19 protein-coding genes are annotated in these 23,241 nt (G+C 47.6%); 10 read left to right on the top strand and 9 right to left on the bottom strand.

Annotated elements, in window-relative coordinates; all coding sequences use genetic code 11:
- The first annotated feature begins 232 nt into the window (after positions 1-232).
- Positions 233-901, top strand: a complete 669-nt coding sequence (locus HB364_RS31305; RefSeq protein WP_167292394.1) for a response regulator transcription factor — start codon at positions 233-235, stop codon at positions 899-901.
- Between the two features lie 83 nt (positions 902-984).
- The gene (locus tag HB364_RS31300) at positions 985-1,824 is read left to right on the top strand and encodes an aminotransferase class IV (protein WP_167292393.1); all 840 of its coding nucleotides are present in this window, start codon (positions 985-987) and stop codon (positions 1,822-1,824) included.
- Between the two features lie 41 nt (positions 1,825-1,865).
- Here the strand turns inward: HB364_RS31300 and HB364_RS31295 are convergent, their stop codons facing one another.
- Both HB364_RS31295 and mqnB read right to left on the bottom strand, forming a co-directional pair.
- Positions 1,866-2,702, bottom strand: a complete 837-nt coding sequence (locus HB364_RS31295; protein WP_167292392.1) for a 1,4-dihydroxy-6-naphthoate synthase — start codon at positions 2,700-2,702, stop codon at positions 1,866-1,868.
- On the bottom strand, positions 2,699-3,352 hold the full coding sequence (gene mqnB, locus HB364_RS31290; RefSeq protein ID WP_167292391.1) for a futalosine hydrolase: 654 nt from the start codon (positions 3,350-3,352) through the stop codon (positions 2,699-2,701). Before mqnB ends, HB364_RS31295 begins: the two co-directional genes overlap by 4 nt.
- Before the next feature lie 118 nt (positions 3,353-3,470).
- Between mqnB and HB364_RS31285 the strand changes: the two genes are divergently transcribed.
- From HB364_RS31285 to HB364_RS31265, 5 genes are all read left to right on the top strand, one after another.
- Positions 3,471-3,881: a 6-pyruvoyl trahydropterin synthase family protein gene (locus HB364_RS31285; protein ID WP_167292390.1), complete on the top strand. Its 411-nt coding sequence runs from the start codon at positions 3,471-3,473 to the stop codon at positions 3,879-3,881.
- A 64-nt stretch (positions 3,882-3,945) separates the two neighbouring features.
- The gene (locus HB364_RS31280) at positions 3,946-4,359 is read left to right on the top strand and encodes a 6-pyruvoyl trahydropterin synthase family protein (RefSeq protein ID WP_167292389.1); all 414 of its coding nucleotides are present in this window, start codon (positions 3,946-3,948) and stop codon (positions 4,357-4,359) included.
- Between the two features lie 26 nt (positions 4,360-4,385).
- Complete coding sequence (gene folE / locus HB364_RS31275; protein WP_167292388.1) at positions 4,386-4,982, top strand: GTP cyclohydrolase I FolE; 597 nt, start codon at positions 4,386-4,388, stop codon at positions 4,980-4,982.
- A gap of 127 nt (positions 4,983-5,109) precedes the next feature.
- A complete protein-coding gene (gene fabD, locus HB364_RS31270) occupies positions 5,110-6,000 on the top strand; it encodes an ACP S-malonyltransferase (protein WP_208420164.1) in 891 nt (296 codons plus the stop codon).
- Between the two features lie 100 nt (positions 6,001-6,100).
- The gene (locus HB364_RS31265) at positions 6,101-6,544 is read left to right on the top strand and encodes a hypothetical protein (RefSeq protein WP_167292387.1); all 444 of its coding nucleotides are present in this window, start codon (positions 6,101-6,103) and stop codon (positions 6,542-6,544) included.
- 6 nt (positions 6,545-6,550) lie between these two features.
- On the opposite strand, the gene HB364_RS31260 is transcribed toward HB364_RS31265, so the two are convergent.
- The 3 genes from HB364_RS31260 to HB364_RS31250 form a co-directional block, all read right to left on the bottom strand.
- Positions 6,551-7,000, bottom strand: a complete 450-nt coding sequence (locus tag HB364_RS31260) for a GNAT family N-acetyltransferase (protein WP_167292386.1) — start codon at positions 6,998-7,000, stop codon at positions 6,551-6,553.
- A gap of 112 nt (positions 7,001-7,112) precedes the next feature.
- On the bottom strand, positions 7,113-8,339 hold the full coding sequence (locus HB364_RS31255; protein ID WP_167292385.1) for a trans-sulfuration enzyme family protein: 1,227 nt from the start codon (positions 8,337-8,339) through the stop codon (positions 7,113-7,115).
- A 21-nt stretch (positions 8,340-8,360) separates the two neighbouring features.
- Positions 8,361-9,353 carry a beta-ketoacyl-ACP synthase III gene (locus HB364_RS31250; RefSeq protein ID WP_167292384.1) on the bottom strand — a complete coding sequence of 331 codons (993 nt, stop codon included), beginning with the start codon at positions 9,351-9,353 and terminating at the stop codon, positions 8,361-8,363.
- 213 nt (positions 9,354-9,566) lie between these two features.
- On the opposite strand from HB364_RS31250, the gene ruvA reads away from it, so the two are divergent.
- From ruvA to HB364_RS31235, 3 genes are all read left to right on the top strand, one after another.
- Positions 9,567-10,151, top strand: a complete 585-nt coding sequence (ruvA, locus tag HB364_RS31245; protein ID WP_167292383.1) for a Holliday junction branch migration protein RuvA — start codon at positions 9,567-9,569, stop codon at positions 10,149-10,151.
- 102 nt (positions 10,152-10,253) lie between these two features.
- Positions 10,254-17,396 (top strand): T9SS outer membrane translocon Sov/SprA, encoded by a 7,143-nt coding sequence (gene sov / locus HB364_RS31240; protein ID WP_246228673.1) that lies wholly within the window; start codon positions 10,254-10,256, stop codon positions 17,394-17,396.
- Positions 17,397-17,602: 206 nt separating this feature from the next.
- Positions 17,603-18,187, top strand: coding sequence for a porin family protein (locus tag HB364_RS31235; protein ID WP_167292381.1), 585 nt, complete (start codon positions 17,603-17,605; stop codon positions 18,185-18,187).
- 101 nt (positions 18,188-18,288) lie between these two features.
- On the opposite strand, the gene HB364_RS31230 is transcribed toward HB364_RS31235, so the two are convergent.
- From HB364_RS31230 to HB364_RS31215, 4 genes are all read right to left on the bottom strand, one after another.
- Complete coding sequence (locus HB364_RS31230) at positions 18,289-18,798, bottom strand: hypothetical protein (RefSeq protein WP_167292380.1); 510 nt, start codon at positions 18,796-18,798, stop codon at positions 18,289-18,291.
- Between the two features lie 124 nt (positions 18,799-18,922).
- A complete protein-coding gene (locus HB364_RS31225; RefSeq protein ID WP_167292379.1) occupies positions 18,923-19,684 on the bottom strand; it encodes an SDR family NAD(P)-dependent oxidoreductase in 762 nt (253 codons plus the stop codon).
- A gap of 34 nt (positions 19,685-19,718) precedes the next feature.
- On the bottom strand, positions 19,719-22,385 hold the full coding sequence (locus HB364_RS31220) for a PKD domain-containing protein (RefSeq protein ID WP_167292378.1): 2,667 nt from the start codon (positions 22,383-22,385) through the stop codon (positions 19,719-19,721).
- Positions 22,386-22,414: 29 nt separating this feature from the next.
- Positions 22,415-23,230, bottom strand: coding sequence for an alpha/beta fold hydrolase (locus HB364_RS31215; RefSeq protein ID WP_167292377.1), 816 nt, complete (start codon positions 23,228-23,230; stop codon positions 22,415-22,417).
- Positions 23,231-23,241 lie beyond the last annotated feature (11 nt).

Raw genomic sequence — 23,241 nt, 5'->3', positions numbered from 1 at the left:
GAGCATATTTGCTTCATTTTAACATTTCAGTTTTTACTAACCGCATCGTAACCATCCCATGAGATATTAGGAAAAGACCCTGTATTTCATCGTATTTGTCCGAATTAAAAATAGTTTCGACTATATTATTAATTAGTATAATTTCGTACTTGTCCTATAGTATTTCTCGTGAAAAATTCGCATTTTGTTCGCTGAATTGAGCCGTACTCCTTATATTTAAAATACATCCCGAATGAAAAACATCGATAAGGTAATCAAAGTAGCGATTGCAGACGACCATGCCCTGTTCCGGGCAGGGGTCAAAACCTCCCTTTCTTCCAAAAGGGACGTGGAATTGATTGCCGAGGCTGATAATGGTATGCAACTCCTGAATCTCCTCAAACACATCGAACCCGATGTTATTTTACTCGATATCCAGATGCCCATTATGGATGGTATCCAAACCCTTCCTGAGATCAGGAAAGTGCGTCCCGAAGCCAAGGTCATCATCCTTTCCATGCACAATGACCACTCCATGATCAGCAAGCTCATGGAAATTGGCGCTAATTCCTACCTCACCAAGAATTCCGATTCCGAAACTATTTACCAGGCCATCAAAACCTGTTATGAACAGGAATTCTTCTTTAATGAGCTCACCAATAAAGCCCTGCTGACCGGCCTGCGTACCAAACGCACCGACCTGGCCAATCCGCAGGAAGTCAACCTGTCTGATAAAGAAACCCGTGTGCTGAAGCTCATGTGCGAGGAAAAGACCACCAAAGAAATTGCCGACATCGTAGAGATCAGTCCCCGTACGGTGGAAGCTATCCGGGACAAGCTCAAGACCAAGACCGGCGCCAAGTCTATGGCCGGACTGGTCATGTATGCGGTGAAGAATGGTATCATAGATCAACCCCAATAATCAATGATTATTAATTAATAATTATTGATTATTAGGGACGTAGCTGGCCAGTCAGCCACTAAGGGTTAATAGCTTCTCCCTTCATGAGTAATTTCATTCATTTTAATGGCAAAATAATTCCAGCGGAAAATCCACTTGTTTCCGCTGGGAGCCGCGGACTGCGCTATGGTGATGGCCTTTTTGAGACCATGCGCGTAATCAATGGCCGCATTGCCTTGCATTACCTGCATTTTGAACGGTTGTTCAATGGGCTGGCTGTATTACAGTTCCAGTGTCCGGCCTCCTTTACACCGGCTTACCTGGCGGAAGCCGTGCTGGCCCTTTGTCGCAAAACGAACATCGAAAAGGGAGCCCGGGTACGGTTGAATGTAGTACGGGGCAACGGCGGCCTGTTCGACCCCGACAATCATATTCCCAACGTTATTATAGAAGCCACGCCGCTGGAAGCGCCGGCTGGCATACAGGAGCAGGGCCTTGTTATTGATATCTACAACACTGTACGCAAGCATTATGATGTACTGGCCAATATCAAGTCCAACAACTACCTGCCCTATGTCCTGGCTGCCCTTCATGCCAATAATAACCGGCTCCATGAATGCCTCCTGTTGAATACAGCAGGACGGATTTGTGATGCCACCATTGCCAATGTCTTCTGGGTAAAGGATGGGCGTATCTATACCCCGCCGTTGTCGGAAGGAGGGATAGGAGGGGTGATGCGCCGCTACCTGATAGAAAATGTGGCGAAGCAGCATGCTATCCGGGAAGAACCACTCACTCCCGAAATGCTGGAGCAGGCAGATGAAGTCTTTCTAACCAACGCCATCATGGGCATCAAATGGGTAGGCCGGTACAGGGATAAAGAATACAGCAACCAAATGGCCACGCTGCTCTATAATGAGTATGTAAAAAAGTTGTGGGAATAGATAAGTGAGTAGTGAGTTGTCAGTGGTGAATGCCTGAGCGTTTATCCTTCCAGGAATATTGCCTGTTTAGATAATGAAGTTGAATGTACTCGGCTATAAATATCGAGGAACTGTTGTACGGCCGCTTTGCCATCAGCGCCCAGATCGATGGAGTAATTGTTTACATACAGGTCAATATGCTGGCGCATTACACCTTCGCTCATTTCCTGTGAGTGTTGCTTTACATAATCTGTTATCAGCGGATAATTAGAGAAAGCATATTCCACACTGGCGCGGATCAGTGTATTCACCTGCTGTTGTAAGGCTGCATCGTATGTTCGTTTCATCACAATGCCACCCAGCGGGATGGGACTGCCCGTTTGTGTTTCCCAGTATTCGCCCAGGTCCATCAGTTTTACAAGGCCTTTATCCTGGTAGGTAAAACGGTTTTCGTGGATGATCACACCGGCATCTACCGTTTCATGGATCACCGCATCTTCTATCTGGGAAAATAAAGTAAACTTTTTATGGCCGGCTTCCGGGAATGCCAGCGAGAACAGCATGTGGGCCGTAGTATGTTCGCCCGGTATGGCAATCGTACTGTCTTTCACCTTATCGGCCGAAATACCGCCTGCATGGGTAATGAGCAAAGGGCCTACGCCTTTGCCCAGTGCGCCGCCGGCCGGCAATACAATATACTTGTTCAGCACCAGGGGCAATACGCCATAGCTGATCTTCGTAATGTCCAGCTTACCCTGCAGCGCCCATTCATTCAGCGTTTGTACATCTTCCAGCACCACTTCCACTGCTATATCGCCGGTATCAATCTTCTTATTCACCAGTGCGTCAAAAATGAAAGTATCATTCGGACAGGGTGAAAAACCCAGTGTAAGTTTCATAACGTCTTAAAAATATTTATCAGTTGTTCATTCAGGGCAGTGATGGCTTCTTTTATCTTCCACTTTGTTTTATCCCTTTCGCCCACATAATTTGAAATGGCCCTCACCTGCAGGAAAGGAATATGTTCCTGTAATGCCACATAATGAAAAGCGGCGCCTTCCATTGATTCAACAGCTACCGCATACTTTTGTTGTAACTGGGCAATCCTTTCTGCCTTTGTGGTGATCTCATTGATCGTACTTCCCGGTACAAAGGGCAATCCGGTTGCTTTCCATCTGTGCGTGTCCGGGTTGTTCAGCCATTTGCTGGTATAGGGCGGTTGATCGGCTCCCAGGAAACCCATATCCACCATATCTTTAAACACATGACCTTCTTCCACGCCCAGGTCGCCGGTAATTTCCCGTTCCACCAAAACAACCTTACCGGGAGCAAGAGAAGGGGAGAAGCTGCCGCCGATGCCTGCCTGCAGCATCAAAGCCGGGCGTCTTTGTTGCAGGTGGCTGGTGAGCCGGTAGGTGGTATGCATCATACCCACACCTGTTATCAGCACTTCTGTTGTATGCCCCTGAACAACATTCCCATGTTGTTGTAAAAAATCTATAACCGGCTGTATTTCAAAGGTTGTAGCTGCAGTTAACAGGATATGCATGCTGCAAATATCCTGAAATCCACATCATATATTACCTTTGCGCCTGATTTTGTGAAAAGCCCGGGTGCCACTGGCCCCGGGATTATTATTCCCGTGCATCCTGAATTGTTAATGACCTATGGTGTACCTCACCCGTGTTGAACATTTTAATGCAGCCCATAAGCTGTATAACCCTGCGTGGAGCAAAGAGCAGAATGAGACCGTTTTTGGCAAATGCGCCAATGAGCATTGGCATGGTCATAACTATGAGCTGTTGGTGACCATTAAGGGAAAGCCCAATCCCGATACTGGCTTTTTATTTGATGTGAAGCAACTGAGCAAGCTCATTGAGAAGTATATACTCGATAAACTGGACCATAAGAACCTGAACCTGGATGTGGATTTTATGCAGGGGCAAATGTGTTCTACCGAGAACCTTGCCGTGGCCATCTGGCAGCAGTTGCAACCCCACTTGCCGGCTGAGGTACAGTTGCATTGTATCAAGCTCTATGAAACGCCCAGGATCTTTGTGGAGTATTATGGAGAATAAGCGTGAACAAATCCGGGTACAGCCTGTTGTACCCCTTTTAGTAGTTACTTTAGTATTTTGAAATATGAATAAGCGAGTAGCGGTTTTCCGGAAAGAGCATTTTAATGCAGCTCATCGTCTTTTCAATCCTGCCTGGGATATGGCTAAGAATGATGAGGTGTTTGGCAAATGCAACAACCCCAACTTTCATGGGCATAACTATGACGTGGTGGTTAAACTGGTGGGTGAGCCCGATCCCATTACCGGTTATGTGATGGACCTCAAGATACTCAGCGATCTGATTAAGGAGGAAGTACTGGAAAAGCTGGACCATAAGAACCTGAACCTGGATACACCCTTCTTTAAGACCATTAATCCTACTGCCGAAAACATCTGCATCGTGATCTATGAAATATTGAGGCCTAAGATTGATGCGAAATTTGATCTGCAGGTACGCCTGTATGAAACAGAAAGGAATTTTGTGGAATACCCGGCTTAATTACGGGATTTCGAAATATAATAGCTATGGCATATAGAAAATCGGAAGAATACGATGAACAGGTAACTTCAGGCCTGATTGACAGCTATCGTAGTGCCTTATCCTTACTGGGTGAAGATCCTCAGCGCGAAGGGTTGATTAAAACACCGGAACGTATGGCCAAGGCCATGCAGTTCATGACGCAGGGGTATGGCATTGATGCGCATGCGATCCTCAACTCGGCCAAGTTCCATGAGAGTGTGAGCGAAATGATCCTTGTCAAGGACATTGAACTGTACAGTATGTGTGAGCATCACATGCTGCCCTTTTATGGTAAAGCGCATGTGGCTTATATTCCCAATGGATATATTACCGGCTTAAGTAAACTGGCCCGTGTGGTAGATGTATATGCCCGCCGCCTGCAGGTGCAGGAGCGGTTGACCACCCAGATACGGGATGCCATTAGAGAAACACTGCAGCCGCTGGGGGTGGCGGTGGTCATTGAAGCATCTCACCTCTGTATGATGATGCGTGGTGTACAAAAACAAAACTCTGTTACTACCACCTCAGCCTTCTGGGGCGAATTTGAAAAGAATGAAACCCGCAGTGAGTTTATGAAACTCATTTCTTCAGACCTGCATTAGTATAGTAGCATTGTTAAAACCTGGCTTGAATATTAACTCAAATATTCAGGATCAGGAACAATAAAGCTGGTTTTGGTTAGTTAAAGTCTTTGTGTCATTTTTGTTCGTCTAAACCTCTTTAGCTATTATGATGCATGCTTACGTATTTCCTGGCCAGGGTTCACAGTTTCCGGGAATGGGAAAAGACCTTTACCGCCTTAGTGTATTTGCAAAAAAGTTATTTGAGCAGGCCAATGAAATCTTAGGATTCCGTATCTCGGATGTCATGTTTGAGGGTACGGAAGAGCAACTCAAACAAACCAAAGTTACGCAGCCGGCCGTTTTTCTTCATTCAGTGATTGCTTTTAAAGGGATTGATGCCGGCCGTCCGGATATGATGGCAGGCCATTCATTGGGCGAGTTCTCGGCATTGGTAGCCAGTGGCGCCTTAAGCTTTGAAGATGGCTTAAAACTGGTAAGCATCCGGGCCCAGGCTATGCAAAAAGCATGCGAGCTGACGCCTTCCACCATGGCAGCCGTATTGGCGCTGGACGATGCGAAAGTAGAAGAAGTATGCGCCGCCATACAGGCAGAAACCGGCGAAGTGGTAGTACCGGCGAATTATAACTGCCCCGGGCAACTGGTGATCAGCGGATCAGTGAAAGGAATTGAGGTAGCTGTTGAACGTATGAAAGCCGCCGGCGCTAAAAGGGCGCTCGTATTACCGGTAAGCGGTGCGTTCCATTCCCCGCTGATGGAGCCTGCAAAAGAAGAACTCAGAGCAGCGATAGACAATACGACTTTTTACAGCCCCACCTGCCCTATTTACCAGAATGTAGCAGCCAAAGCGGTCATTAATAAGGAAGAGATCAAAAAGAACCTGATAGAGCAGTTGACCGGCGCTGTACGGTGGACCCAAAGCGTTCAGGCCATGATTGCCGACGGCGCTTACCGTTTTTCTGAAGTAGGGCCCGGCAAGGTGCTCCAGGGGCTTATTAATAAGATAGATAAGAAAGTGGAAACCGAAGGGGTTGATTAACAAACCTTAATCGGGGTAAAAGCGGTTTTTCGTGAAAACCCGGGTGCTTTTCCTGCAACGAAATGGGCCGATAATTGGTCAATAAGGAAAATCCCGGATCATGAAACCGCTTTTACTATTTACATTACTGGCCCTTGTTATTGCCTGTAAAAAAGACGGGAAAGAGGTGAATTATTTTGCTGATACTAACTCTTCCCGCGGGATATGGGTGGAAAAAAGCCTGCGGCTGGATACCCTCGACTTTGATTCCGGGCCTAAATTAGAGGCCAGTTATGCCAACAGCTCTTCTGTGGTGTTTAAGTCAAAAGCATACATTGATATAGCAGTAAATCCTGATTACCTCATTAACCACAGCGCTATATACAGTTATTATTTTGCGGATAACAGCATCAATGCCATTTACATGAGGTCTATGCTGAGTTCTTCTTCCGTTTATACCAAATATAGTTTCGTCGTAAATGCCGACCGCAAGAGCTTTACCATTCAGCGTTTCTACGGGCGTAATGCATTGCCCGACCTTATTGAGTTTGAGCGGATACAATAATCCCTGTTATAAATTGATGGTGCAATTCAACCATTCGTCATCAATCACCGCATTATACTTCTTATAGAAATTAATAGCCGGTTCATTCCAGTCGAGCACCTGCCATACCATGCCACTGTAATTATTGTCTTTTGCTTCCTGCAGCACCCGCTCAAATAATAGCTTACCCATGCCTTTTCCGCGCATAGCCTCGCTCACCAGCAGGTCTTCCAGGTAAATACGCTGTCCTTTCCAGGTGGAATAACGGATATAGTATAAAGCAAAGCCCTGGACCTGGCCGTCTTCTTCTGCCACAAAGGCCCACCATACCGGGTTGGGGCCAAAACCGCTTTCTACGAAATGCTCCATCGTCACGGTTACCTGGTCCGGCGCTTTTTCAAACACGGCCAGTTCCTCTACCAGTTCCATCAAACGTGGGCAATCTTCTTTGACTGCTTTCCTTATACTGATGCTCATACAATAATAAATAATTAACTGAAGGTCGTTTCTGGCTAGTAGTAAGTGGCTAGTGGCAAGTGTTCGCTGCCAGTGTTTTCCCACTAGCCACTCGCTACTTCCCACTTGCTTTTCACTTCAATGCCTGATCCATATCCGCAATAATATCCTGGATATTTTCCATGCCAACACTAATCCGTATCAGCCCGTCAGTAATGCCATATTGTTCCCGTTGCGCTTTGGGTACACTGTAATGTGTCATCGAAGCAGGATGGCACATCAGCGTATCGCAGGTGCCCAATGATACCGTGCGGGTACACATTTTCAGGCTGTTCATCATATCAATGCCTGCCTGGATACCTCCCTTCAGCTCAATGCTCAGCATAGCGCCGGGATGACGCATCTGTTTGGAAGAAATATAATAATCAGGATGGCTGGGCAGGCCGGTATAATTTACTTTGGCTACAGCCGCATGACCTTCGAGGAAGCCGGCTACTTCCATAGCATTGTGGCAATGGCGCTCCATACGTACTTCCAGTGTTTTCATGCCATTGATAAGCAGGAAGGCATCGAAAGGATTGCTGTTGCCGCCCAGCAGCTTGTGTACTTTATAGGCCCAGGCATTCATAAACTCCACATCACGTCCCAGTACGATGCCACCAATGGAAGTGCCATGGCCATTCAGGAACTTGGTGGTAGAATGGATCACAAAGTCAACGCCAAACCGGAAAGGTTGCTGCAGGTAAGGCGTGGCAAACGTATTATCGCAGGCAACGATCTTACCATATTGTTTGCCCAGCTTTGTCAGCGCTTCAATATCCACGCATTGCAGGGTAGGATTGGCCGGCGTTTCCAGGTACACCATCTTAATGGCAGGGTCTGCTTTCAGGGCTGCTGCTGCTTTATCCAGATCGCGCAGGTCGGCAATCACCACGCTGATGCCAAATTCAGGCAACAGCTTATCCATAAACTCCTGCGATCCTCCATACAGGGAATAGTGGGAAAGGATCTTATCACCTGTCTTCAGGGTGCTCATGAACAGGGTATTGACAGCAGCCATGCCGGATGCCTGCAGATAACCCTTTACAGTGATGGGACGGCCGCCGGCATCTGTAATGCCAAAGCTTTCCATGGCAGCGATCTTATCGGCTGCTTCTTCCATCGTAGGATTGCCCCAGCGGGAATAAATATATCCGTCTTCCTTTCCGCTGAAGCGACGCATGCCTTGTTCTGCAGAATCGTATACAAAAGTAGAAGTAGCGTAAATGGGGGTAAGGTGCGCATATCGCGGGTCCTGCTCATGACCACCATGAATGGCCAGCGAGCTGAAACCGGTCAGCGGAAAGTTTTGATCTGCCATAATAAAATAATGTAAAGAAAATTAATAAGCCCATTTTACGAGCGTAGCGCCCCAGGTGAAGCCGCCTCCGAAAGCTGCCAATACCAGGTTATCGCCTTTCTTCAATTGCTTTTCCCAATCCCATAAACAGAGGGGGATGGTAGCAGCGGTCGTATTGCCATAACGTTGTATGTTCAGCATTACCTTATCATGGGAAAGGCCCATACGGTCGGCTGTAGCATCAATAATACGTTTATTGGCCTGGTGCGGCACCAGCCAGGCAATATCATTACCGGTAAGTTGATTACGCTCCAGCAGCTCAGCGCTTACGTCGGCCATGCCCTTTACGGCAAACTTGAATACCGCCTGACCTTCCTGGTAAGCATAGTGCTCATTATTGGCTACTGTTTCCTGGGAGGCCGGGCGTAAGGAGCCGCCGCCTTTCATGTGCAGGTAATTACCGCCCGAGCCATCACTCCGCAGGATGCTATCCTGCACGCCATAGCCGTCTGTGCCGGGTTCCAGTAATACGGCGCCTGCGCCATCACCAAAAATGATACAGGTAGCGCGGTCATTATAATTAATAATAGCGCTCATCTTATCGGCGCCTACTACCACTACCTTCTTATAGCGTCCGCTTTCCACCAGGGAGGCCCCGGTAGTGAGGGAATAGAGGAAGCCGGAGCAGGCAGCTAGCAAGTCAAATCCCCAGGCGTTTTTAGCGCCTAGTTTATGGCAGGCCAGGTTGGCGGTGGAGGGAAACATCATATCGGGCGTTACTGTGCCTACGATCAGCGCATCAATCTCGGAAGGGTCAATGCCTCTCTTTTCACATAATTGCCTAACCGCCGGTACTACCATATCGGAAGTGGCCAGGCCTTCTCCTTTCAGTATCCTTCTTTCGCTAATGCCGGTACGTGTACGGATCCATTCATCATTGGTATCTACCATCTTTTCCAGGTCGAAATTCGTCAGCCTGTCTTCGGGAACATAGCCACCCACTGCGGTGATGGCAGCCGTTATTTTTTGACTCATGCTACTATAAATCGCTTTAGATATTGAAAAAGAACATTAAAGAGTGGGCAAAATTAGGGAAAAGTCGGAAGTCCGGGGCAGAACTCTGACTACCTGTACCCAACGTTAAGTCAAATAAACGATTGTGTTATGTAAAAATTACTTTTAACAAGCGCGTAACTAAAAACAGTAAACCAAGGGCGGGAAACTATAATTTCCCTTATTTTCGCAACCATGATCGCGTTTATACGGGGCAATTTCGTGTATAAAACACCGGCTGTAGTACATGTGGAAGCCAATGGCGTAGGATATGAGTTACACATTAGTTTGAACACCTATTCCGCCATACAGGAACTCGAAAAGGGTTTATTATACACTTTCCTCCATATCCGCGAAGATGCGCACATATTATATGGCTTTTCGGAGGTAGCAGAAAAAGAGCTGTTCCTCATGCTCATCAGCGTATCCGGTGTGGGTGCAGCAACCGCCCGTATGATGTTGTCTTCGTTGAAGCCCGATGAAATTGTGCGTGCCATTGCCAATGGTAATACCAGGCAACTGGAAAGTATCAAAGGCATTGGAAAAAAATCTGCCGAACGTATTGTGCTGGAATTGAGGGATAAAATAAGCAAAACCACCCTGGATGCAAATATTTCCCCCTTGAAAAACAATACGTTGGAACAAGATGCGTTAAATGCTCTGATGGCGCTGGGGATACCCCGGGCCGCTGGTGAACAAGCTGTTCAAAAAGTACTAAAAGCTCAGCCGGACCTCGCCGTAGTAGAAGATATTATCAAGAAAGCTTTAAAAACACTCTAAGCCTATCGCAAACGGAATTCTACCTTACTAATTCTTGGAGAAAAAAGATTGGTCCGCACATTCAACCACATTACACTTACAGCCTTTCTTAGCGCTGCAATGATGATTGTATGCTGTTTAACAGCTACAGCGCAGCAAGCGCCTGCTCAGGCACCTGCACCACGTATCGGTATCGATACGCTCAAATTTCCTATTCATGACCGTCGTGGCGACCGTTACTCAAGTCCCCGGAGGTCTTCCCTTGACCTGAGAGATCCTGTAAACATAACAGACTCAGTTGTATACGATCCTAAAACAAAGCAATACTACATCATAGAGAAAGTAGGCGGTTTCTATTACCGTAAGCCTACCTACCTCACCTTCGATGAATTCATGGCACTGCAGGCCCGCAAAATGGAGGTGGACTACTTTAAACAACGGTCCAATATCCTCAGCAGCCTGAACAAAAAACTGTTACAGCCTAAAATGTCCGTTACGGACAACCTGTTCAACCGCATCTTCGGCAACGGCAAAGTAGAGATCAGACCACAGGGTGAAGTGAACATCATTGCCGGCTATCAGGGGCAGAACATCAAGAACCCCGCATTGCCGGAAAGAGCGCGTCGTAACGGGGGCCTTGACTTTGACATGAATGCCAACCTGAGCGTTATCGGTAACATTGGCGATAAGCTGAAATTACCGATCAACTATAATACCCTCGCCAATTTTGACTTTGATAATCAACTCAAACTGGACTATACCGGTACAGATGATGAGATCATTAAACGCATTGAAGCAGGTAACATCGCTTTCTCTTCAAAAGGCTCCCTCATACCCGGCGCCCAGCAGTTATTTGGTATCAAAACCCAGTTACAGTTCGGGAAACTCTTTGTAACAGGGGTATTGGCCAACCAGCGCTCCCAAAGGCAGTCCATGGGATTGAAGGGTGGGTCCTCCAGTATGTCTTTTGAATTCAAAGCCAATGATTATGAAGAGAACCGGCACTTCCTCATGGCCCACTACTTCAAGGACAACTTTAACAAGGCCATGTCCAACCTGCCGGTGGTGAATTCTCAGGTACAGATCCTGCGGGTCGAAGTATGGGTTACCAACCGCAACGGTTCTACCACTGAAACAAGGGATATTGTGGGGCTAATGGACCTGGGCGAGCCCAATCCTTTTAACCAGACATTGGGCCCGGGTACCGTTTTCCCGCCCAATGGTATGCCGGACAATAGAGTGAATGGACTGTACAGCCGGCTGGCCAATGATCCCGTTAGCCGGGGCCCTTCTGCAGTAACCGGTAAACTGACCTCTATGGGTTTGCGGGCGGTGCAGGATTTTGAGAAAACATTTGCCCGGAAACTCAGTCCTGCTGATTTCTATTTCAACCCGCAGGTAGGGTTTTTGTCGTTAAGCCAGCCCCTGCAGCCCGATGAAGTGTTGGGTGTTGCCTTTCAATACAGCTACAATGGAAAGATCTACCAGGTGGGTGAATTCTCCCAGGATGTGCCGCCCGATACTACGGCCGCTGTATCCGGTACCCAGAAAGTGCTCTTCCTTAAATTGCTGAAAGCTACTTCCCAGCGTACCAACCTGCCTTTGTGGGAACTGATGATGAAAAACGTCTATTCTCTGAAAGCGCCCGATGGCAGCTACCTGTCCAGCATCCAGCCCGGCGATTTCAAACTCAACGTACTATATGAAGAGCCCAGCCTCGGTAAAAAACGTTTCCTGCCCGAAGGCGATAAACCCGGTGTACCACTGATCACTGTCCTGAACCTTGACCGGCTCAATGCCCGGAATGACCCATTACCCGACGGGGTGTTTGACTATATTGAAGGATTTACTGTGATCTCCCAGCAGGCCAGGATCATCTTCCCCTTCCTGGAGCCTTTTGGCCGAGACCTGGCCGACCAGGCTTTTGCTTCCAGTCCGCAGAACTTACGGGACAAATATGTGTACTACCCGCTATACGATACCATCAAGGAAATTGCCAAAACCTACGCCAACCTCGACCGGTACATCATCAGTGGTTCGGCCAAAGGCAATTCCAGTTCGGAGATCGAGTTGGGCGCCTTCAATGTGCCGCAGGGCTCGGTCAGCGTAACAGCAGGCGGACAGGTATTGCGGGAGAATATAGATTATGAAGTGGATTATAACCTGGGCAGGGTGAAGATCATTAACCAGGCCATCCTCAACTCGGGCCTGCCGGTAAATGTACAGTTTGAGAACAATGCCGGGTTTGGTATACAGCAGCGAAGTTTCATGGGGCTACGGCTCGACTATATGGCCAAAAATACCGCCCGGGAATCTCTGCAGATCGGGGCCACCATGGTGCGGCTGGCAGAGCGGCCTTTCTATACAAAAACAGGCTATAGCGAAGACCCAATCAAGAATACGATGTACGGAGTAGATTTCAATTACCGTACTGAAGCGCCACGCCTCACCCGCTGGCTGGATAAACTGCCTTTCTATAATACCACGGAGATGAGTACCATCACCGCCTATGGCGAGGCCGCTTACCTGAAACCCGGTCACCCCAAACAGATCGGTAAAGGAAGCAGCGGGCTTATCTTTATAGACGACTTTGAAGGCGCCCGCAATGCTATTGACCTCCGTTTCCCGTTGACCAACTGGGGTATCTCTTCCACGCCATCCAGCGATGGTACCGGCCTGTTTCCGGAAGCCGAGTACCGCGACTCATTACCTTATGGGTATAACCGTGCTAAAATTGCCTGGTACAATATAGAACCGGTATTGCAGGACAGAAGAGCGGCCAACAATCCTGTTAAGTCGTATGAAGACTTCACTGATCCGCGTATCCGTTCGGTGAACGTAACGCAGATCTTTCGCAACCGTACACCCGAATTTGGCCAGGCGCAATTGATTACTTTCGATATGGCCTATTATCCACAGGACAGAGGTCCTTATAACTTTGACGCTGTGAATGTGGATGCAGACGGTAAGCTGCTCAACCCCGAAAAGAGGTGGGGTGGTATTATGCGGGGTATTGACCAGGTGGATTTTGAAACCGGCAACGTAGAATTTATTGAGTTCTGGTTGCAGGACCCCTACCTGAAAAACCCTTCCAGCAGTGGTGGTCAATTGTATTTTAACCTGGGTAATATATCTGAAGATGTACTGAAAGATGGCAAGCGCTTCTTTGAAAACGGTATCAGCGGTGCAGTGACCAAAGCATTGGAAGACTCCGCCACCAGGTGGGGTAAAGTGCCCGCCAATCCCATCCAGGTAACACAGGCGTTCAGTAATGATCCTGCAGACAGGCCTTTGCAGGATGCCGGTTTTGATGGGCTGGATGATATAGCAGAGCGCAGAAAATTCCAGGCTTACCTTAACCAGCTCGCAGCTAACTTTGGCAGTACCTCTCCCATTTACACCCAGGCTTTTCAGGACCCGGCCAGTGATAATTTCACCAACTACCGCGATGGCGTTTATGATGCTTCCAGGGCAGGTATCCTGGGTCGTTATAAACAGATCAACAGCCCGCAGGGCAACTCTCCGGTGGCCAGCTCGGGCTCAGAATTTGTGAGCGCCTTTACCTTATATCCCGACCAGGAAGAATTCAACCGGGATAATACCCTCAATGAACTCGAAGAATATTTTGAGTATAAAGTAGAATTGAAAAAAAGCGAATTCCAGGTGGGCCGTAATTTCATTACTGATAGTGTTGGTGTTCCTGCTTCCGGTGGTAACATGCCCGAAACCTGGTACCTCTTCCGCATTCCTATTGCAGAGTACCAGGCCAAGATTGGTAATATCCCCGACTTCAAATCGGTCCGTTTTATCCGGATGTACCTGACCGGCTTTACTGATTCAGTGGTATTGCGTTTTGCCAAACTGGAACTGGTGCGCAACCAATGGAGGCGTTTCAATTATGAATTGGATACCACCGGTCAGTATGTTACCATCCCTGCCAATTCACCCACTTCTTTCAATCAACTGGCTGTTAATATTGAGGAGAACTACTCACGCGAACCTGTACCGTACAGAACACCGCCCGGGGTAGTTCGTCAGCAACAGCTCAGCAACAACAACGTAAACCTCCTGCTGAATGAACAATCATTGAGCCTGCAGGTATGCGGACTGCCCATCAAGGAAACCCGTGGTGTGTTCAAAACCATGAACCTCGACCTGCGTCAATATGGCCGCTTACAAATGTATATGCATGCGGAGTCGGTCAACTTCAGCAATGATATCAAGGATAATGAACTATATGGTGTGATCAGGCTGGGTAATGATCTTATCAACAACTTTTATGAGATCCGTATACCCTTAAAGATCACGCCATGGAATACCAGTTCGGAAGACCTGATATGGCCGGCGCAGAATGAACTGAACCTGGCATTGGACAGGCTTACTAAACTAAAGGTCACCCGCAACAACAGCGGTAACAATGCCACCTATTTCAGAGAAACGGATGCCGATGGTAAAGAATATGCCATCCTTGGTAATCCCAACCTGGGCGAAGTGCGTGTATTCTTTACAGGTGTGGAGAATCGCCACCGTGAGCAGGCCTGTACCGAAGTGTGGATCAATGAGCTTCGCCTCAGTGAGCTGAATGAAAAAGGCGCCTGGGCTGCATTGGGCCGTATTGACTTTAAACTGGCCGACCTGGGTACCCTGTACATTTCAGGCAACTACCACAGTACCGGCTTTGGCACCATAGAACAACGGGTGAATGAACGCTCCCGGGAAGATTTTACACAGTTTGATGTAGCTACCCAACTGGAGCTGGGCAAACTGTTGCCCCAGAAAGCCGGCATCTCCATTCCTTTCTATGCCAGCTATTCCAAAAGCGTGAGCACGCCGGAATATGATCCTTATGACCTCGATATTAAATTAAAGGATAAAATAAAAGCCGCTCCCGGCAACCAGAAAGACTCTATCCGTGAGGATGCAGTAGATGTGAAGACCATCAAGTCGGTCAACTTCACCAATGTGAAGAAGAACAACATCAGTGGTAAAAAGCAGCATATCTGGAGTATTGAGAACATTGATGTCAGTTACTCTTACTATAAGGAAGAACAACACAATCCCCTGATAGAAAAAAATGAGCTTACCCGTCACCGGGCCGGCCTGGGGTATAACTATTCCTCTTCTCCCAAATACTGGGAGCCAGCTAAAAGGCTTATCAAGTCAAAGTCTCCCTGGCTCGCATTTATCAAGGATTTTAACCTTAACCCGTTGCCGTCATTGCTGGGCTTCAGGGCCGATGTCAACCGCCAGTTCGGCGCTTACCGTCCGCGCAATGTGGGTGAGCCAAAGGGTTCCCTGCCCGAGACCTATGATAAGTATTTCACCTTCGACCGTATTTATAATCTTCGTTGGGACCTTACCAGGTCATTCAACGTGGATTTCCAGGCTACCAATAAGGCATGGATTGATGAAGACAGTGGCCGCCTGGACAAGGCGGAACGCAAGCGTATGTGGGATAACCTGTGGAAGGGTGGCCGTACCATTTCTTATACGCAAACGGCAAACTTCTCTTATACATTACCCACCAGCAAAATCCCCTTGCTGGACTGGACGACCATCAGGGCCAATTATGTGGCTTCGTTTGATTGGATAGGCGCCTCCCTCATTGCCCGTAACCTGGGTAATACCATTTCCAATACCCAGCAAAAGGGCCTGAATGCAGAGTTCGACTTTACACGTTTATACAGTAAGTCGAGGTTGTTGCGGGCATTTGATGAGGAAGGGGCTCCGGCTGCGCCGCAACAGCCGCCTGTGCCCAATGCCAATAAACAAGATACCACGGGCAAAAAGAAGCGCGTGAAAAGAGACCGCAGTCAACCCCTGCAATTAAGCAGCGGCGTAAAGTTTGCCGGCCGCTTCCTCACTATGCTGAAGCGTATGAACGTTCAGTATTCGGAGAATGCCAGCGCTACTATTTATGGATATACCGACAGTACCCGCGCATTGGGTATGAACTTCAAATCCATGGCGCCGGGCCTGGGCTTTATCTTCGGTAAGCAGCCCGATACAAACTTCATCAATACCATGGCGAAGAAAGGATGGCTTACCGCCGATTCTTTATTCAACTTCCAGAACAGGCAGGATTACACGCAGAAGATAACGATCAATGCCCAACTCATGCCTATCCGTGACCTGACCATTGATCTCAACCTCGATAAAACATTCGGTAAAACATACCAGGAACTGTATAAAGACACTACCGGGCTGGGCACCAACTTTGCCCGCCTGGCGCCTTATACGGCCGGTAGTTTCAGTGTGAGCTATATCTCATTCCAGACCCTGTTCACACCGGTGAAGCCCAATGAAGTGTCTGAAACATTTAAGAAATTCGAGAGCTACCGCATTATCCTCTCTAAACGGCTGGCAGAGAAAAACCCCAACTGGCAGAACCGGCCGGACAACGAAAAATTCCAGCCGGATGGTTTCTATACGGGTTATAACCGCTATGCACAGGATGTATTATTACCGGCCTTCATTGCAGCCTATACCGGGAAAGATCCCAATAGTGTACCGCTGATCAAGCAAAGCAACCCGAATATCCGTTCCAATCCTTTCTCCGGTATCTTGCCCAAGCCCAACTGGGGGATTACCTATACAGGGTTAACCCGCATAAAGGGCATGGAAAAAATATTTACCAGCTTCACTGTTTCACACCGGTACAACAGCCAGTTAAGCATGAACAGCTTTAACTCAGCACTGCTGTACCAGGAGGAGGTTGGAGTAGCCGGTTACCCCAAGTTTATTGATTCTACTTCGGGTAACTATGTCCCCTATTTCCTTGTTCCTAACATCACGATCGGTGAGCGCTTTGAGCCGCTTATTGACTTTGATATGCAGTTCACCAACCAGTTAACTGCCCGGTTTGGATACAAAAAATCAAGACAATTAAGTTTAAGCCTGATAGATTTCCAGCTTAGTGAAAACCGCTCTACAGAATTTGAAATAGGGGCCGGTTACCGTAAGCGTGGTTTATTCTCCTTCATTAAATGGAAGGGCAAGCCACTGGATAATGATGCCAGCTTCCGGCTGGACTTCAGCATCCGTGATGATATCACTTCCAACAGCCGGTTAGATCAGGATCAGGCTTTGCCAACAGCCGGTCAGAAAGTGATCTTCATTAATCCTACTGTTGATTATGTGATCAGTAACCGGGTTAACATTAAACTGTATTTTGAACAAAGACGTGTAACACCTAAAATATCAACTTCACCACCTATTACCAACACCCGTGCAGGGGTGCAGATCCGCATATCCCTCGCACAGTAGAATGCTGGTTGCTGGTTATTAGTTACTGGTTGCTTACTCCCGGCCAATTGCTGGCATTTAAGCTTACTCAGTGACTTGAACCTGAATTACCAGCACCAAGTGACCAGCAACCAGGTACCCCAAGCATGAGATTTGCATAGGGATTTTTTGTCCTGCAGAAGGACTAATCATGATAAATAAATACCTATTCATCAAAAAACTCATGTATGAAAAAATTAATCGTTGCTGGTTTATTACTGATTGGTGCCACTGGTTTTGCTCAGACCTTCCAGTTGGGAATAAAGGCCGGTGTTAACATCAGTAACTTTACCGGGGGGGAATTTGAGAACCTTGATAAAAAAGCATTGGTAGGTTTTCATGGAGGTGGTTTTGTGAGCTTCTTTTTTGGCGAACACCTCGCTTTACAACCGGAAGTATTATTCTCTTCTCAGGGTGCTAAAATAAAAGAAGCAGGCGATGAGAAAAACTGGAAGATATCTTACATCAACGTGCCGGTATTATTGAAATATCGTTTTACGGGTGGCTTTTTCCTCGAAGCAGGACCGCAGATAGGCTTTAAGGTAAGTGAAGACATAGAGGACATGCCGATAGAAGACTTTGCTAAAAGCACCGACCTGTCTATTGCCGGCGGACTTGGCTGGCATAGCTCCTCAGGATTAGGTATCGGAGCCCGTTATACAGCCGGGATTTCCAAGGTAGGTGATTTTGATGCGGGAGATATTGACCCTGATTTTAAGAACGGCGTTATACAGATCAGCCTGTTCTATACCTTGTTCAACAATAAGAAATAAGATGAAATTTAAAAGGGTGGGTCGCCTTCCAAAGGCGGCTCACCCTTTCTTTAATAAACGAGTAGATATATTCAATAAGCTTCGGTTTGTATGGATAATACTTATTTGGTGCTTTTACTCTGTTGCTGATCGCCGGGACCGGTTTTCTTCAGCAGCATTACATAGCCGCATAGTTTCTTCTTCTTCTTATTTACCTGCACCGGTTTGATCATGTGGTACTCGGTGAACTGGGGAACATAGTTGTAGCTGATGATATTGCCATCAACATCTCCCCACAGGTTCCTTTTATAGATCACCTGCTTTTCATTCCAGTCGTACATACGTACTTCATACAGTTTGGAAGTGGGATCACCGATAAAAATAAACTGGTATCCTGTACCTTGATTCATGGGCATCACAATAGGCATCTCATACTCACTCTCCATGATCATAGAGGCTTCCCGCAATAAGGTAAACCCCTGGGCGGAATACACCTGCTTCAGGCTGTCTACCGTTTGCTGATAAGGATTACCATCACAGCTTTGCTGCTTAATAACATCTTGCGCCAATAAAGAATTGGTGAAAAAAAGGAGTAAGACGGGCAATGTGGTCTTGCACAGGAACTTAACCATAACGGACGGTTTTTTTAGGGATGTGGATTATGATACCATTCAAAAATAATCAAATCATCCAGAAATCACAATGCTCCCTGTATTATTTCCCGTGCAGCTATAGGTTTCTCCTTAATCCCTTCAATTACTGTTCCTTATATAGATAAAAAGAACTAGCCTGCGCTGTACAGGTCATCTCCAGGTCATTGATACAAACATGTGGCGGCAGGGTAGCGGTATAATACACCACCTCGGCTACATCCCCGGCAGCCAGCGGCTCATACCCTTCATATACTTTCCGCGCCTGTTCCTCATCGCCTTTGAAGCGTACTGTGGAAAATTCCGTATCTGCAGCACCCGGATGTATGGCCGTCACCTTGATCCGGTGGCGCAGCAGATCAATACGCATAGCCTGAGAAACAGCATCCACCGCATGTTTTGTAGCGCAATAAGTGTTCCCTTTTTCATAAACCTCTTTACCCGCCGTAGAGCCAATATTGATAATATGTCCTTTTCTGCGTTCTATCATGCTGGGAATCACAGCCTTGGTTACATACAGCAATCCTTTTACATTCGTATCTATCATGGTATCCCAGTCATCCAGGGAGGCATCATCAAAATAATCCCTCCCCAATGCCAGCCCGGCATTATTGATCAATACATCGATGGCTTTCCAGGAAGCCGGCAACTGTTCAATGGCCTCAAAAGTGGCTTTGCGGCTGCGCACATCAAAGCAGAGTGTTGTTACTTCAATACCGTAAGTGCTTGTTAATGTGTTTTTTAATTCCTGTAAACGGTCGGCCCGGCGGCCGGTGATAATGAGGTTATAATGATTGGCGGCAAATTTAATGGCCAGTGCCTTGCCGAAACCCGACGTAGCGCCGGTGATCAGTGCTATAGTAGACATACATGTTTCTTTAGGGCTGCAAGATAAGCCCGGACTACCTTAAAAGTACCGCCGTACCTTTCTTCACCACTGTTTTGCCGGTATAATCCTTACCCCGCACTTCCCATACATACATACCGGAATCCTGGGGCTTGCCACCCAGCTTGCCATCCCATCCCTTGCCATGTTGGGTGGTTTGGAATACCAACTGTCCCCAGCGGTTGAAGACCCTGAAATACTCCATCTGGGTAATGCCCACCGGTATGGGGCGCAGTACATTATTCTGGTGCCCATCGGGCCTGAAGGCATTGGGAACAAAGATCTCCGGATTGGTGCGGAAGACCTTAATATTGATCGTATCCAGGTCAAAGCACCCCTCTTGTGTATACACCCGCAGCTCATAGGAAAAGCTATTGCTCAAATGGGCAATCGGGTTCTTAATATTATTCCGGTTAAGATAAGTGGCGGGCAGCCATTCATAAAAATCAGCGCCTGAGCCATTCAGTTGCAGGGGCTGTCCAAGAACTACCGCCGTATCATTGCCGGCAAAAGCAAACAGCCGTGGCCTTACCGTAACTTCTATGGTATCACGTTTCGGCTTGGGACAGCCGAGATCGTCCCATACACTGAATACATACTCGGTAGTCCTGCGCGGGAAGGCCAGTGGATTCAGGATATTAGGATTGCTGAGCGTGCTGGCCGGTGTCCATTCAAACCGTGCGCCGACCATAGAAGCGTTCAGGCTGGCTGTATCTTCAAAACAGATAGTTGTATCAGCGCCAGCATTGGCAGTAGGATAAGGTACCGTTTTAATCGTAACATCATCAATTGATGAACATTTACCAATCTCAGCCAATACCGAATAAGTGGTAAACGCATCGGTAGGAGAAACATACGGTTCCTTCACCTTCGTATCACTAATGGGGCTGGGCGATGGATTGGTAGTCCAGGTAAACTTCAGCCCGTCGGTCACAGGTTGTAGTTGTATAGTATCCGTAAGACAAATCGTAATAGGGTTTCCCAATTCAAGCGTAACAACCGGTACCACCCGCACCCGCACGCTATCTTCACTTACGCACCCATTTTCATCCAACTGTACATGGTAGGTAGTGGTGGTTTTGGGAAATACCAATGGATCGGGTGTATTGGTACGTAGTATTTCCACCAGCGGCGACCAACTGAATACACCATTGCCCGAAGCATGTAATTGCAGTGTATCCTGTACCAGCGCATTGCTACAGATAAGCGTGTCTTTAAAGGCCAGGGTAATAGGCGGTTTATCACGCACATCGGCATCCTTCGTAATGGTATCTATACATCCTTTATTGCTCTCTACGATCAACTGTACCGGTTTAAGCCCTATAGTACTGTATTGCCAGGAAGCCGGATTGGCATGAGAAGTATCTGCCAGCGTCGTTTCATCACCAAAATTCCAGCGCCATTTATTGGCAAAGCCATAGCGGGAAGTGGTACGGTCAATAAACGTTATGGGTTTTAACAAGCAGGTGCCTATTACATCGAAATTGGGGAAGAAACCTGGATATACCTTCGCCAGAGTAGTGGTGGAGTCCACACATTGACCGGCCAGTATCACCTTCAGTTTAATCGTATAAGTGCCTGTATCGGCAAACAGGTGTTGTACCCTTCCTTCCAGGTCAGTCGTGGTATCGGGCTTCGTATTATCTCCATACTGCCAGATATAGACCGAATTGGCCGGGTTTGCCTGCTCATTCTTGAACGTCACCAGGAAATCGTCACAATAAGAATAATCAGGTTTCAGCAATGCTTTCAGGGGTATGCAATCCGATACGCGGATATGGATGTCCTTCCGGTGTACATTGATCAGTACGCCATCGCGGTATTCATAGGCGCAGGCCGTTACCACATACTGACCTTCCACACTGGGCGCTACACCCGATAATAACCCGGTAGCGGAATTGATCGTTACATTGAAGCCTAAAGGCGATGTACCATTGTACGGCGACCTGTAGGGGATGGAACTGTAAGGCGGGGGAGCAGCCGGGTTAGGCCGGGCGCAGGTAGCGCAATTTTCTGACTGCATATTGGGGCCACCACCGTTATAGGCATTGCACAATTGGTAAACGACAGAATCTTTATCATCATCAGTAGCTGAAAAATCAAACGTAAAAGGCGATCCATAGCAAATGGCTACTGCGTCATTAGGATTAAAAGTAGGGCTTGAGTTCTTATAGGAAGGACGGGTTACACCGCTTATGGTGCCCGGGACTTCACACATATAAGTAGCGCCGTAATTATTCGTCGGGTCCGGCATATTCCGGATATCTGCTATCCGGCAGCACCGTTGATAAGCGATCACATAACCGGCGGCATTAACAGGCAGGTCAATCGTTTTTACAAAGTAACGGAGGCGGTAGCATACGTCAGTAGGCGGATTGGTAATACAGGGATTGGAATTAGGGTCATAACGTATCCATTCTTCACGGGTAAGATCGACCGTGATGTTCATGATCTGCGCGTTATTCGACTTGTCGAATACGGTAAAAGGAGCTACATTCTCCAATTGACCCTGCCCGGCATTACAATCTATATAAAGCTTTAAAGTAACAATGTACCGGGACATGGTAGCGGTGGAATTGGCGCTGTCATAGCGATAATACATCTCACCACCCCTTACGTGTGCCGCAAACGATCGCTGGATAAGGCAGGATAAAAAAATAGATATGAAAAAGGCTTTCTTCATGTAATCACCTGCTTCTCATAGTGGTTTAGTTAAACAATGCATACTTCTGCCAGGAAATCCGCCAGGAACTTGTTGCTCAGCTCCTGTTCCTCCAGCATTCCCATGTGTGCGGAATGTTTCAGCAGGTGGATATATGACAGCGAAGGCAGGTAACTCTGTTGCATCAGTTGTTCCGGTGGTATACCCATATCGTGTTCACCTGCAATCAACAGCACTGGCCAGATAGATTTTTTTAATATGTCGGTCCGGTCCGGACGCACCATCATAGCCCTGTAGTATTGTACGAGCGATTCATTGGAAAAGTTGGAATACCGCTCAAGAATTTCCCTTACCACCTCCGGGTGTGCCTGCTTAAAGGAAGGGGAAAACTGGTTGGGGGTAGTTTGCTGCATAAACAGCTCTGCCCCATGCTGCAGCATGAATTCAATGCCTTTCTGCCGCAGGGCTTTTCTTTCCTCATTATCGGCCCGCGCGGTGGAATGGAACAGGCCGATGGCCTTCAGCCTTTCAGGGTACTTTTCTGCAAAGGCCAGGGTTATATACCCACCCATACTATGGCCGATCATAACAACCCGCTCATTACCCGGCAGCTCCTCTTCTATTACCTGTTTTACCGAAGCTGCCAGCCCTTCCATGCTCATATCTTCACTCATTCCCGAGCGGCCACTACCCGGCAGATCGGGTACAATAAGCCGGTATGATGCCCGCAGGGCGGCTACCTGGTGCTGCCATATCGTACCATCTTCAGCAAAGCCATGCAGCAGCACCACGGGTTTACCGGTTCCCATAACACGGTAAAAAAGCGGACGGCCGTCAATATCTATAAACTTCTCTGTTGCTGCCATAGGTATACCTG

Origin of the sequence: Paraflavitalea devenefica (assembly GCF_011759375.1) — a bacterium.
GTDB lineage: Bacteria > Bacteroidota > Bacteroidia > Chitinophagales > Chitinophagaceae > Paraflavitalea > Paraflavitalea devenefica.
This window is presented reverse-complemented; position numbering and strand designations above follow the sequence as displayed.